The sequence below is a fragment of the Arthrobacter sp. PvP023 genome (genome assembly GCF_017832975.1).
GTDB lineage: Bacteria > Actinomycetota > Actinomycetes > Actinomycetales > Micrococcaceae > Arthrobacter.
Genome location: NZ_JAFIBI010000001.1, coordinates 3,376,391 through 3,389,314, shown reverse-complemented (window position 1 = coordinate 3,389,314; position 12,924 = coordinate 3,376,391). Strand labels below are relative to the sequence as shown.

The following is a 12,924-nucleotide window of genomic DNA, read 5'->3' as shown; positions in this document are numbered from 1 at the left end:
GCCATGGCCAGCCCGCAAGAGCACACCAACCCCACGACGCAGCCTCAGGGCGCCCCTCCCGTTATCGCGGTGGTCGGCCCCACCGGGTCCGGCAAGTCGGATCTCGCCGTGGCGCTGGCGCTGGAACTCGACGGCGAAGTCATTAATGCCGACGCCATGCAGTTCTACCGCGGAATGGACATCGGCACCGCCAAAATCACTGCGGAGGAACGCAGGGGAGTCCCGCACCACCTGCTCGACACCCTGGACGTCACCGAAGAAGCCAGTGTGTCCGACTTCCAGCAGGAAGCGCGGGCAGCTATCGCGGAGATCCACGGGCGCGGGAAGCGGGCAATCCTGGCAGGCGGGTCTGGCCTGTACGTCCGGGCCGCCCTGGACGTCCTCGAGTTTCCCGGCACGGATCCGGACATCCGGCGCCGGCTGGAAGCGGAGCTTGGCGACGCCGGCCTGACGCCGCTGCGCAACAGGCTGGAAGCGGTCGATCCCGTCTCCGCCGCCCGCCTGGGCGATGCCCGCAGGGTTGTCCGTGCCCTCGAGGTCTTTGAACTGACAGGGCGCCCTTTCAGTTCCTTCATGCCTGTCCGGGAGTACTACCAGCCGGCGGTCCAGGTCGGGCTCGAGGTGGACCGGGAGCTGCTGAAGGACAGGCTGGCGCAACGCGTTCACGGCATGGTCGCCAACGGACTCCAGGCCGAGGTGCAACGGCTGGACGCCGCCGGGCTGAGGCAGGGCAAAACCGCCCCCCGCGCGCTGGGCTACTCGCAGTTCCTGAAAGTGCTCGACGGCGAATGGGATGCCGGGCAGGCCACGGAGGACACCATCGTGGCCACGCGGAAATTCGCCCGCAGGCAACTGACCTGGTTCAGGGCGGACCCGCGCATCCACTGGTTCGATTGGCAGGACCCGGACCTGGTGGCGAAAGCACTGGCTGTCTGCCGCTGACGATGCCGTGCGCTGTGGCACGTGTCCGCTGAGGTTCGGTCCACACGGTTTTCCGGCCCGTCCCGCCGTGACGGTAACCTTGGACCATGGACGAAACCCTTGCACCCGCCCCTGACCGCACACTCCAGGGGCTGAGCGGCCTGGCCTTCTCCAAGGGCCACGGCACCGGCAACGATTTCGTGCTCGTCGCGGACCCCGAGGCTACCTGGCCTATTGCTCCGGAGCAGGTCGCGGAGCTGTGCGACCGCCACCGCGGCATCGGCGGCGACGGGCTGATCCGTGCCGTGCCGTCGCGTTTCCTACCCGAAGGGCGTGAGCTGCAGGCGGTCCACCCGGATGCGGAATGGTTCATGGACTACCGCAACGGCGATGGATCCCTGTCGGAAATGTGCGGCAACGGCGTCCGGGTGTTCGTGCACTTCCTGGTCGCCCAGGGCCTCGTCCGCCTGGACGTCGGCGATGCCCTGACCATCGGAACACGTGCGGGCGCGAAGACTGTGGTGCGGACCGACGACGGCTACGCAGTGGACATGGGCCCGTGGGAGTTTATTTTCCCGGGTGAGGCGACGGCGCGGGCCATGGACTCGCTCGTGACAGCCGACGGCCTGGAAGTACCGCGCCCGGCCCTGTCCGTCAGCATGGGCAACCCGCATACCGTCGTGGCCCTTGCAGAACTCAGCGAGCTCGAGGCAACGCAGCTCTTCAAAGCACCGCATGTGGATCCGAAGCCGGCCAACGGCACCAACGTCGAGTTTGTCGTCCCGTCCGAGCCCCTGGTCCACGACGGCGTCGGGACAATCACCATGCGGGTCCATGAGCGCGGCGTGGGGGAGACGCAGTCCTGCGGCACCGGCGCCTGCGCGGCGGCCGTGGCCATCCGCCACTGGGCCGGGCAGGGCGCTCCGGACGCCTGGAACGTCAAGGTTCCCGGCGGCGTCGTCGGCGTTAAGTTCTTTGCGGGGCCGGAAGGCCACGAACATGTGGAACTCAGCGGTCCGGCAGTGATCGTCGCTAGCGGGACGCTTTCCTGACCCGAAGGATCCTGAAGGACTTCGAAGTGCTTTCCCGGGTGACGGTAAAGCTGCTGTCCAGTTCGGCGCCCAGCCAGCGCTGAAGCGAGTCGGAACCAAGGTTCTTCTGGACCACCAGCCAGGCGGATCCGCCCGGCGCCAGCCGGGGAAGCCACAGCAGCAGCAGGGAGTGCAGCTCGTCCTTGCCGATCCGGATGGGGGGATTGGACCAGATCGTGTCGAAGCGGAGGCCGGGATCGACGTCGTCAGGCAGGCTCGCGGTCACGTTGTTCAGACCCAGCAGGCCGGCATTTTCATTTGTCAGTGCAACGCAGCGTTCGTTCACATCCACGGCGTAGACATGCGAATGGGGTGCCCGGAGGGCCATGGTCAGCGCGATCGGACCCCAGCCGCAACCGATGTCCAGCAGGTTGCCTTGGGGTGAAGGGGCCGGCACGTCGGCCAGCAGCACGGCAGTTCCCTTGTCGATACCGTCGGGGCTGAAAATGCCGCCGGACGTCTGCAGCCTGCGGGTTTCACCGGCAAGTTCCACGGTTAGCGGCTTGCGGGTGAACGGCCCGGCAGGTTGGGCGCTGAAATAGTGTGCAGACTCCATAACTCGCCAGATTAGTTGCCGCGCGCGCCGATGGGAAACGGGGACAGGAACGAAGCACTGACACCGGTCTGCTAATGTTTAATCCATGTTCTTGATCTTCGAGTAGCCGGCACGGGCCTATGCCCGTCCCGCAGCGACGCAGGTATTCACCTTCCGCTCAGTGCGCCGTCCTGCCGTGATTTTCCGGCCCGACGTCCCGCCCGTACTACTTGGAGTCCAGCAATGCTGATCATCTGACCATGCGCATCCCGTCAGGACAGGCGCATCCTCCGCAACCCCGACTGCCTTCCAGGCGTCCGCCTCCGTTACCGCCCGTACCGCCGCCCGCTGCCCCGCAGCCGCCGGCACTCCAGGAGCCCGAATGACCCATAGTCGTCAGCCCAGCGCGAATACCGCCCCGCAGACAAACAATCAGCATTATTCTGAAAGTGTCGAATCTTCAAAGGAGAACATGACCAACCAGCCCAACACCGGATCAGATGCAGCCTCCCAGGACATGAGCCCTGAGGAAATCCAGGCTGTCATCGACCGGATTCTGTCCAAGGATGTCCCGGCCCGTGCCGCTGGCTCCGCCCCGGAAAATCCGCGCGGAGTTCTGGGTTCAGCCCAGGCGATTTCCCGCCAGGACAGCGAACACAGCATCTTCGACGGGGACCAGCAGGACCTCGAGGAACGCCGGGCTCTGCGCCGTACGGCCGGCCTTTCCACTGAACTCGAAGACGTCACCGAAGTTGAGTACCGGCAGCTGCGCCTCGAACGGGTGGTGCTGGCCGGCCTCTGGACCGAAGGCACCCTCGCCGACGCGGAAAATTCACTCCGCGAACTCGCTGCCCTCGCCGAAACCGCGGGCTCGGAAGTCCTCGACGGCATCGTCCAGCGCCGTGCCAAGCCTGACCCCGGTACCTTCCTCGGCTCCGGCAAGGCCCAGGAGCTCAAGGACATCGTGATGTCCACCGGTGCCGACACCGTAGTGGTGGATGCCGAGCTGGCGCCCTCACAGCGGCGCGGACTCGAGGACATCGTGAAGGTCAAGGTGATCGACCGCACGGCCCTGATCCTGGACATCTTTGCCCAGCATGCCAAGAGCCGCGAAGGCAAGGCACAGGTGGAGCTGGCGCAGCTCGAGTACCTCCTCCCGCGCCTGCGCGGCTGGGGCGAATCCATGTCCCGCCAGGCCGGCGGCCAGGTGGGCGGCGCAGGAGCCGGCATGGGTTCCCGCGGTCCCGGTGAAACCAAGATCGAACTGGACCGGCGCCGGATCCGTACCAGGATGGCCAAGCTGCGGCGCGAAATCGCCGCGATGAAGCCGGCGCGGGAGACCAAACGGGCCAACCGCCGTCGTAATTCCGTCCCGTCCGTAGCGATCGCAGGGTACACGAACGCCGGAAAGTCCTCGCTCCTTAACCGGCTGACCGACGCCGGCGTCCTGGTGGAGAACGCACTGTTCGCCACGCTGGATCCGACCGTCCGCAAGGCGGAAACAGCCGACGGCCTGGGTTACACCCTGGCGGACACCGTGGGCTTCGTCCGTTCCCTGCCCACGCAGCTGGTGGAAGCGTTCCGCTCCACACTGGAGGAAGTTGCCGATTCGGACCTCATCTTGCACGTGGTGGACGTCTCGCACCCCGACCCGGAGGGCCAGATCGCCGCGGTCCGGGCAGTGTTCAGCGAAGTGGACGCACGCAAGGTCCCGGAGATCATCGTGCTGAACAAGGCCGACGCCGCGGACCCCTTCGTCGTGGAACGCCTGAAGCAGCGCGAACCCCGCCACGTGGTGGTATCCGCACGCACCGGGCAGGGCATCGCGGAGCTCCTGAAGGCGATCAGCGAATCGATTCCGCGGCCAAGCGTCAAGATGGAGCTGCTGATTCCCTACAACCGCGGGGACCTGATCAGCAAACTCCACGAAACGGACGCCGAAATCCTTCGCCTGGATCATGAGGAGGAGGGCACCCGCGCCCTCGTCATGGTGCGCGAAGGGCTCGCCGCTGAACTGGAATCCTTCATCAGCAATGTCTGATCCCGGGGCCGGAGAAACGAGCGGCTCCGCCGGCGAGGAGTTCGTGATCGAACTGCTTGACCGGGCCGTATCCGGCATGGGCGGACAGAGCCGCAGTGGCCAGCACGAGATGGCCCGGCAGGTGGCGCGCGCTATCGACAGCGGCGACCACCTGCTGGTCCAGGCCGGAACCGGCACGGGCAAGTCCTTGGCGTACCTGATTCCGCTGATTGCCCATTCACAGGTGAGCGACAAGCCCACTTTGGTGTCCACGGCCACCCTGGCCCTGCAGACCCAGATCGTGGGCAGGGACCTTCCCCGGCTGCTGGAAACCATCACTCCCGCGCTGGAGCGCCCCGTCAAGGTCGCGCTCGTCAAGGGCCGGGCAAACTACGTCTGCCGGCACAAGCTCGACGGCGGATTCCCCTCGGAAGAGCCTTCCGAGGGGCAGCTCTTCTCCCTGGGCGAGGACACCAGCGTCCCGCACTTCGCCGCCTCCCTGGGCGGTCCGGCGTCGCAGCTGGGCAAAGAAGTGGTCAGGCTCCGCGAGTGGGCGGAGAAGACGGCCACGGGGGACCGGGATGAACTGATGCCGGGCGTGACGGACCGTGCCTGGCGGCAGGTGTCCGTCACGTCAATGGAATGCCTGGGCGCGCAGAAATGTCCCATGGCTGCCGAGTGCTTCAGCGAACTGGCCCGCCAGGACGCCGCCGAGGCCGACGTCGTGGTCACCAACCATGCCATGCTGGCCGTCAGCGCCTTCGAAGGCCTGGCGGTGCTGCCGGAGTACGACGTCGTGGTGGTCGACGAGGCGCACGAGCTGCAGGACCGGGTAACGGGAGCGGTCTCCGGCCAGCTGTCCGTGGCCATGGTCCACGCCGCCGCTTCCGGCGCCCGGAAGAATACCGGAATCACGGTGGATGCGCTCAATAACGCTGCCGCGAACCTGGAACTGGCCATCGCCGGAGTCCCCAGCGGCCTCCTGCCCAACGGCCTCAACGACGAACAGCTCGACTGCGTGGACCAGCTGCGGGAAGCCTGCCGCGCGGCCCTTTCGGATTCGAAAGGGGACAGTGCGAATACGGCCGACGGCGGTCGCCAGCTTGCGCGCTCACGCCTGATGGTCATCCTCGAGCTCTGTGAACGACTGATCGCCGCCCGGGAAAACCGCGAAGTGGTCTGGTTCTCGCGGAACAGCACCTTTGACCCGCAGCAAGGCTATTCGCAGCCGGACGACGCAGCGCCGGCCTTGATCAACATAGCCCCGTTGAGCGTGGCCGGGAAGCTGCGTGACGGGCTCTTTGCCGGCCACACAGTGGTCCTCACCTCAGCCACCCTCGCGATCGGATCGGCCTTCGAGCCGGCGGCGGGAGGGCTTGGGCTGGTGGGCCCGGGTGCACCCAGCTGGACCGGCGTGGACGTCGGGTCCCCGTTCGACTACCCCAAGCAAGGGATTCTCTACGTCGCTAGCCATCTGCCGAAGCCCGGCCGTGGAACATCCCCCGAAGCGCTGGATGAGCTGGAGAAGCTGATCCGGGCGTCAGGCGGCGGCGCACTGTGCCTCTTTTCGTCGCGGCGGGCGGCGGAGGAGGCGGCTGAGGCGATGCGCCCGCGCCTGGATGTCAGCATCCTGTGCCAGGGCGAATCAACCATGACCGCCCTGGTGCGGCAGTTTGCGGACGAGCCGGACACCTGCCTCTTCGGCACAATGTCTCTCTGGCAGGGCGTCGACGTTCCCGGGGGGTCGTGCCGGCTGGTTGTGATCGACCGGATTCCGTTCCCGCGTCCCGATGATCCACTGATGACGGCGCGTTCCCGGGCGGTGGCACAGGCGGGCGGCAACGGCTTTATGTCGGTTTCGGCCACCCACGCGGCAATCCGGCTCGCCCAGGGCGCCGGCCGGCTGATCCGTTCCACCGGCGACAAGGGTGTTGTTGCGGTCCTTGATTCCCGGTTGTCTACGGAGCGCTACGGGGGCTTCCTGCGGGCCGCCCTGCCGCCGTTCTGGCCCACCACCGATCCTGCGATCGCGGTTGCCGCCCTGTCGAGGCTGGCGAAGGCTCCGTCGGCGGCGGCCGCAGGCTGACAACTCGTGCCGTTGCCGGCGCCACCTGACCGTTTCGGGGGCCCGAAGTCGGGCCCCCGAAAGCGGGCTGCGCAGCGGCTACAGCGAGCGAAGAACGGACACGACCTTGCCCATGATGTTGGCGTGGTCGCCGAGGATGGGCTCGTACTGCGTGTTCTGCGGCAGGAGCCAGGTATGGCCGTCCCGTTGGCGGAAGGTTTTGACCGTCGCCTCGTCATCCAGCAGGGCTGCCACGATGTCACCGTTGACCGCGTCACTCTGCCGGCGGACCACAACCCAGTCGCCGTCGCAGATGGCGGCGTCGATCATGGAGTCGCCGGTCACCTTCAACATAAAGAGCTCGCCGTGGCCGACCAGCTGCCTCGGCAGCGGCATCACGTCCTCGACCACCTGGTCAGCCAGGATAGGGCCGCCTGCTGCGATCCGGCCGACCAGGGGGACCATGGCCGTATCCGTTGCGGTGGCCAGTTCGGAGACGGCCAATCCGCCGATGGTGCGCAGCCGCGCGGGCTTATCCACGCCTGAGATTTTGGCAGCACCTTCATCCAGGGTCAGCGGCATGAGTACTTCCATGGCCCGCGGACGCTTCGGATCGCGGCGGAGATAGCCCAGCTTTTCGAGCTGCGAGAGCTGGTGGGTGACGCTGGAAAGGCTGGCCAGGCCCACGGTGTCGCCGATTTCACGCATTGACGGCGGGTAGCCGTTGTCATTGACGGACCGCTGGATGGTTTCCAGAATCTTCTTCTGCCGTACCGTGAGGCCCTTCGGCTTCGCTGGTGACTGCTGGCTCCGCTGCGTAGCCCTGCCGCCGGTGGCTTGTGCTGCCATGTTCGCCAACGCCTTTCCGTTCCACCCGGCCTCCGTGGCTGCAGCTGCCGGGAACTTCCGGCCTGAAATGTCAGACCCTGCTGATCAACTGCAGAAGTGGTTGATCTGTAGCTCAAACGTAGGCCAGCCCCACAGCTTTTTCAAACATTTGTTCTAGTGAGTCTCGACAATGTTCGTTAATAAGTGCTAGAACAGAACAAGCAACGTTCGAATATGTGTTCTAGTCCAAAACCCCGTTCGGTCCTATGTTCGAAGACCGGGTGGGCGGATGGCAGCTTCAGGAACATGCCGGGCAGCACAGTCAGGTCCAGGAGGGCTCAGTTCATGTCAGCAACAAGCGCTATTCATGGTTCGCGTTTCAAGGGTTCGGCCGGCCAGGGCCGCGGCCCTCACACATCGGAGTTTCCGGCTTCCGCCGGGCAGGAAGCCGGGGCTTCGGGAATTCGGGGCTTCAACTGGGAGGAGCGTCCCGCGGAGAAGGCCGTGAAGGCGGCCAAGGCAAGGTCCACGCAGCCGCCGCTCCGCCTGACGCGCAGGGGGCGCATCGTCCTGGTGGGCCTGCCGCTGATTCTGTTGGCGGTGCTGGTGATCTCGCTGGCCGGTTTCCTGAACTCTCCGGCGAAGGCGGCGGATTCCGCGTCCGAGCTGTCTGTGACCCCCACAGTGTCGGTGACGGTGCAGCCGGGGCAGTCCTTGTGGGAGATCGCCGGATCTGTCGCGCCGGAACGCGATACCCGGGATGTTGTTGCCGATATCGTTCAGCTCAACAACCTCGACGGCGGCAGGGTCATGCCGGGCCAGCAGATCTTTGTCCCCTCAAACTAAGACCCGACACCCTGCGCAGGCAGCGGGCGGAAGCAAGCCCAGGCAGGGCCGGAAGCGTCACAGTTTCGGTGCCCCGGCCACCCTCACTTAAACTATTGAAGTGACTGACCAGCTAGAGCGCCTGAACCGACTTCCCCTCCGGACCAACCTGCGTGGCCTTACCCCGTACGGTGCGCCGCAGCTGGACGTTCCCATTCTGCTCAACGTCAACGAAAACACCCATGGCGTTCCGGCCGATGTCCTTGTGGCCATTTCCGAGGCCGTGACCGCAGCTGCCGCGGGACTGAACCGCTATCCGGACCGTGAGTTCACCGAGCTCCGGGAGCGCCTGGCCGAGTACCTCGGCCACGGTCTGGGGGCGGAGAACATCTGGGCCGCCAACGGATCCAACGAAGTGCTGCAGCAGATTCTGCAGGCATTCGGCGGGCCGGGACGTACCGCACTTGGTTTCCCGCCCACGTATTCCATGTATCCCCTCCTGGCCAGCGGTACCGACACCGAATACATCGTCGGCCAGCGTGCGGACGACTATGGGCTCAGTGCCGAATCGGCTGCCCGGCAGGTCCGGGAACTGCAGCCGAACATCGTCTTCCTGTGTTCACCCAACAACCCCACCGGCACCGGGCTGGGACTGGAAGTGGTGGAGGCCGTGTATGCCGCAGGCGAAGCCAGTCAGACTGTCGTCATCGTCGATGAGGCGTACCACGAATTTGCCCACGACGGTACGCCCAGCGCCCTGACCCTGCTGCCGGGCCGTGAACGGCTGATCGTGTCCCGTACCATGAGCAAGGCCTTTGCCCTGGCCGGGGCGCGCCTGGGCTACATGGCCGCCGCGCCCGAGGTTGCGGATGCGCTGCGTCTGGTGCGGCTCCCGTACCACCTGTCCGCCATCACCCAGGCCACCGCCCTGGCTGCCTTGACCCACCGCGAGGCCCTGATGGCCGACGTCGAAGACATCAAGCGGCAGCGCGACCGGATTGTCACGGAGTTGACCCGGATGGGCCTCAAGCCTGCCGCGTCCGACTCCAACTACGTCTTCTTTGGCGGCCTGGAGAACCCGCACGAGGTCTGGCAGGGGCTGCTCGACCGCGGGGTTCTGATCCGGGACGTGGGGATCCCCGGGCACTTGCGCGTCACGGCGGGCACTGAGACGGAAACCACAGCCTTCCTGGAAGCCTTGGAACTGATCCTGACCGGGCAGCCCAGCGTCCCGGCCTAAACTGGAGTCAGACCCCCGGTCCGAGGGAATCAGTCCCGCGACCCGGTACCCCGACGTTATTTCTCCTTACATCCAAAGGACACAACACATGAGCACCACCGGATCCATTGCTGCCGAGGCCCGGACCGCACGCATGGAGCGTTCCACGAGCGAATCGTCCGTGCTCGTAGAAATCAACCTCGACGGCACGGGCGTCTCGGACATCAGCACTTCGGTTCCGTTCTACGACCACATGCTGACCGCATTGTGCAAGCACTCGCTCATCGACATGACGGTCAAGGCCACCGGAGACATTCACATTGACGTCCACCACACGGTGGAGGACGTCGCCATCACCTTTGGCGAGGTACTTCGCACTGCCTTGGGCAACAAGGCCGGCATCCGCCGCTTCGGCGAAGCCACCGTGCCCCTTGACGAAGCCCTGGCCCACGCCGTGGTAGACGTCTCCGGGCGTCCCTACCTGGTGCACGGCGGAGAGCCTGCGGGCCAGGAATACCACCTGATCGGCGGGCACTTCACGGGTTCGCTGACCCGCCACGTCTTCGAAGCCATCACCCTGCACGCCGGGATCTGCCTGCACATGAATGTCATTGCCGGACGGGACCCGCACCACATTGTGGAGGCCCAGTTCAAGGCGTTTGCGCGGGCACTGCGCGCAGCCGTGGAACCGGACCCCCGCGTGGAGGGCATCCCCTCCACCAAGGGCGCACTGTGACCGGGCCGGTCCTTCGCGACGGAGCCATTTTTGATCCTGCCGCGAACGCGAAGCCTGCTTCTCCCGAGGGCAAGCCCACTGTCACCGTCCTTGACTACGGTTCCGGGAACGTCCGCTCAGCCGTGCGCGCCCTGGAACGTGCAGGCGCCGAGGTCATCCTCAGCGCCAAGCCGGAGGACGTCCTGAATGCTGACGGACTGCTCGTGCCGGGGGTCGGGGCCTTCGAAACCGTCATGCGCGAACTCAAGGCAGTGGACGCCATCCGGATGATCGGCCGGCGCGTCGCCGGCGGCCGTCCCGTCCTGGGCATCTGCGTAGGCCTTCAGGTGCTTTTCGAAGCCGGAGTCGAGCACGGTACCGAAGCGGAAGGCATGGGGGAGTGGCACGGCAAAGTTGAACTGCTGCCTGCCGAGGTAGTGCCGCACATGGGCTGGAACACCGTGACGGTTCCGGAAGGATCCAGGCTCTTCGAAGGCGTCGAAAACGAGCGGTTCTACTTCGTCCACTCCTACGGTGTGCAGCACTGGGACTTCGATGTCATCCAGCCGCGCATGGCGGCACCGCTGGTCACCTGGTCCGAGCACGGCGCACCATTTATCGCCGCCGTGGAGAACGGGCCGCTGTGCGCCACACAGTTCCACCCGGAAAAGTCCGGCGACGCCGGCGCCCAGCTGCTCCGCAACTGGGTGAACAGCCTGCGCCGCGGCCAAGGCGCCGCCACCGCAGCCGCCCCCGCCAGTGCCGGGCCGGCCGCCTAGATGTGGTCGATTGTCCTGATGGGCCTCGCCGGCCTGCTGGTCGGCGGGGCACTGTCCTTCAGGCAGCAGCACAAGCCCCTCTGGACCCAGATCGTTTTTTACGTTCTGGCCGGAATGGCGCTCCTGGCCGCCTACCTTCTTACCTTGCCGGCCAGCTAGCCGGGCCCGCACCTCCCGATCAACGCAGCTTCACTACAACCTGAGGACCTGAAGATGACCACCGAAACGCCGCTGCCCGTACTGGAACTGCTGCCCGCCGTCGACGTCGTGAACGGCCAGGCGGTCCGCCTGGTCCAGGGCGAAGCCGGCAGCGAGACGAGCTACGGCACTCCGCTGGAAGCTGCGCTCAACTGGCAGGAACAGGGCGCCGAGTGGGTACACCTGGTGGACCTGGACGCCGCCTTCGGCCGCGGCTCGAACGCGGAACTGCTCCGCGAAGTAGTGGGCAGGCTGGACATCAAGGTTGAACTTTCCGGCGGCCTGCGCGACGACGAGTCCCTCGAAAAGGCCCTGGACCTGGGCGTTGCCCGCGTTAACCTGGGCACTGCTGCGCTTGAAAACCCGGAATGGACGGCCCGCGCCATCGACCGCTTCGGCGACAAGATCGCCGTCGGCCTCGACGTGCGCGGAACCACCCTGGCAGGCCGCGGCTGGACCAAGGAAGGAGGCGACCTCTGGGACGTGCTGGCACGCCTTGAGGAAGCCGGCTGCGCCCGATACGTGGTCACCGACGTCACCAAGGACGGCACCCTGCAGGGTCCCAACGTGGAGCTGCTGCGCCAGATGGTGGAGAAGACCGGCAAACCGGTGGTGGCCTCCGGCGGCATCTCCAGCCTGGAAGACCTCAAGGTCCTGCGCTCGCTCGTTCCCCTGGGCGTCGAAGGCGCCATCGTTGGCAAGGCGCTCTACGCCGGTGCATTCACGCTGCCGGAAGCGCTGGATGTAGCAGGCCGCCGCTAGGCAGGCAGCCATCATGGAACAGCGACCTCCAGCACGCGAACTGCCCGGCCACATCGCAGCCGCACTGGCCGGCTCCGGGGGAGCCACGGATTCGGCCGGGCAGCCCTGGGCGGGCCGCAGCCTCGCGGGCGAGGCTGCGAAGATCCACAACTTCGAGGACGACGACGGCGCGGCCGACGCCGGTTACCTCGCCTCTGTTGCGGCCCTGCGCTCGGCCGCAGGCGACGAAGCTGCCGTGGTGGCGTCGCTGGCCACTGCCCGGGTGTTCGTTCCGATCGTTGCCCAGCTGGCCGAGGAAAGCGTTCATGCGGCGGCTCCGCAAGGTAACAGCCCGCACGGTGGCGAGGCGCATGGCGACGAGGTTCATGGTGACCAGCTGCACGGGGACAAGCAGGCGGATATGGCGCTGGTAACGCTGAAAGCGCCGGACGGACGGACGGCGATGCCGGTCTTCACATCGGCAGCAGCCCTGTCCGCGTGGCATCCGCAAGCCCGGCCGGTGGCGGTATATGCCGCGCGGGCGGCGCTGTCCGCGGTGGCCGAAGGCGCTGAACTCCTGGTTCTGGACCCCGGTTCCGAGTACACCTTTGTTGTCCGCCGCCCGGCAGTCTGGGCCCTTGCCCGGCAGCAGGAATGGCTGCCGTCGTACGCGGATCCCGAGCTTGCCCGTGCCATGGCCGAGGCAACGGCCGGCTACCCGCCCGTAAGGCGTGTCGAACTCGAAGCGGGAGGCGGAGTCGCCTCGGCAACGGCAGGCGGCGCTGTCGTCCCCGGCGGCGGCCCGGGCCCGGAACTCCGGGTGGTGCTGTACCTGGCAGACGGACTGGATGCGGCCGGTGTCCAGGCAATCGTGGCGGGGCTTAACGCCGAGTGGTCCCGGAATGCAGTCTTCGCCGAGCGGGTTGACTCGATCGAGGTAAAGTTGCAGCGCGCAGCAGAGTAGCCGGCGGTAGGCGGGGCACAACC

General features: G+C 66.4%; 13 protein-coding genes. 11 read left to right on the top strand and 2 right to left on the bottom strand.

The window, feature by feature from the left end; translation table 11 throughout:
• The first annotated feature begins 3 nt into the window (after nt 1–3).
• Both miaA and dapF read left to right on the top strand, forming a co-directional pair.
• Nucleotides 4–942 (top strand): tRNA (adenosine(37)-N6)-dimethylallyltransferase MiaA, encoded by a 939-nt coding sequence (miaA, locus tag JOE31_RS15545; protein ID WP_209746148.1) that lies wholly within the window; start codon nt 4–6, stop codon nt 940–942.
• An 86-nt stretch (nt 943–1,028) separates the two neighbouring features.
• Nucleotides 1,029–1,973 carry a diaminopimelate epimerase gene (dapF, locus tag JOE31_RS15540; RefSeq protein ID WP_209746146.1) on the top strand — a complete coding sequence of 315 codons (945 nt, stop codon included), beginning with the start codon at nt 1,029–1,031 and terminating at the stop codon, nt 1,971–1,973.
• Here dapF and JOE31_RS15535 read toward each other — a convergent pair.
• Nucleotides 1,954–2,568 (bottom strand): class I SAM-dependent methyltransferase, encoded by a 615-nt coding sequence (locus JOE31_RS15535; RefSeq protein WP_209746144.1) that lies wholly within the window; start codon nt 2,566–2,568, stop codon nt 1,954–1,956. The two genes, dapF and JOE31_RS15535, sit on opposite strands and share 20 nt — an antisense overlap.
• Before the next feature lie 451 nt (nt 2,569–3,019).
• Between JOE31_RS15535 and hflX the strand changes: the two genes are divergently transcribed.
• Together hflX and JOE31_RS15525 are read left to right on the top strand one after the other, a co-directional pair.
• On the top strand, nt 3,020–4,588 hold the full coding sequence (hflX, locus tag JOE31_RS15530; protein WP_209746143.1) for a GTPase HflX: 1,569 nt from the start codon (nt 3,020–3,022) through the stop codon (nt 4,586–4,588).
• Nucleotides 4,581–6,653, top strand: coding sequence for an ATP-dependent DNA helicase (locus JOE31_RS15525; protein ID WP_209746139.1), 2,073 nt, complete (start codon nt 4,581–4,583; stop codon nt 6,651–6,653). The genes hflX and JOE31_RS15525 overlap by 8 nt, the downstream gene beginning before the upstream one ends.
• 78 nt (nt 6,654–6,731) lie before the next feature.
• Here JOE31_RS15525 and lexA read toward each other — a convergent pair whose 3' ends face one another.
• On the bottom strand, nt 6,732–7,481 hold the full coding sequence (gene lexA / locus JOE31_RS15520; RefSeq protein ID WP_209746138.1) for a transcriptional repressor LexA: 750 nt from the start codon (nt 7,479–7,481) through the stop codon (nt 6,732–6,734).
• Nucleotides 7,482–7,964: 483 nt separating this feature from the next.
• Between lexA and JOE31_RS15515 the strand changes: the two genes are divergently transcribed.
• The 7 genes from JOE31_RS15515 (at nt 7,965) to JOE31_RS15485 (ending at nt 12,901) form a co-directional block, all read left to right on the top strand.
• Nucleotides 7,965–8,306 carry a LysM peptidoglycan-binding domain-containing protein gene (locus JOE31_RS15515; protein WP_307864470.1) on the top strand — a complete coding sequence of 114 codons (342 nt, stop codon included), beginning with the start codon at nt 7,965–7,967 and terminating at the stop codon, nt 8,304–8,306.
• Nucleotides 8,307–8,406: 100 nt separating this feature from the next.
• Nucleotides 8,407–9,525: a histidinol-phosphate transaminase gene (locus tag JOE31_RS15510; RefSeq protein ID WP_209746136.1), complete on the top strand. Its 1,119-nt coding sequence runs from the start codon at nt 8,407–8,409 to the stop codon at nt 9,523–9,525.
• Between the two features lie 88 nt (nt 9,526–9,613).
• On the top strand, nt 9,614–10,240 hold the full coding sequence (gene hisB, locus JOE31_RS15505) for an imidazoleglycerol-phosphate dehydratase HisB (protein ID WP_209746134.1): 627 nt from the start codon (nt 9,614–9,616) through the stop codon (nt 10,238–10,240).
• Nucleotides 10,237–10,998 carry an imidazole glycerol phosphate synthase subunit HisH gene (gene hisH / locus JOE31_RS15500; RefSeq protein ID WP_209746132.1) on the top strand — a complete coding sequence of 254 codons (762 nt, stop codon included), beginning with the start codon at nt 10,237–10,239 and terminating at the stop codon, nt 10,996–10,998. The genes hisB and hisH overlap by 4 nt, the downstream gene beginning before the upstream one ends.
• Nucleotides 10,999–11,157 (top strand): hypothetical protein, encoded by a 159-nt coding sequence (locus JOE31_RS15495; protein ID WP_209746130.1) that lies wholly within the window; start codon nt 10,999–11,001, stop codon nt 11,155–11,157.
• A gap of 54 nt (nt 11,158–11,211) precedes the next feature.
• Entirely contained in the window at nt 11,212–11,958 is a 747-nt protein-coding gene (priA, locus tag JOE31_RS15490; protein ID WP_043480179.1) for a bifunctional 1-(5-phosphoribosyl)-5-((5-phosphoribosylamino)methylideneamino)imidazole-4-carboxamide isomerase/phosphoribosylanthranilate isomerase PriA, read from the top strand.
• 13 nt (nt 11,959–11,971) lie between these two features.
• A complete protein-coding gene (locus JOE31_RS15485; protein ID WP_209746127.1) occupies nt 11,972–12,901 on the top strand; it encodes an SseB family protein in 930 nt (309 codons plus the stop codon).
• The last annotated feature ends 23 nt before the right edge of the window (nt 12,902–12,924 follow it).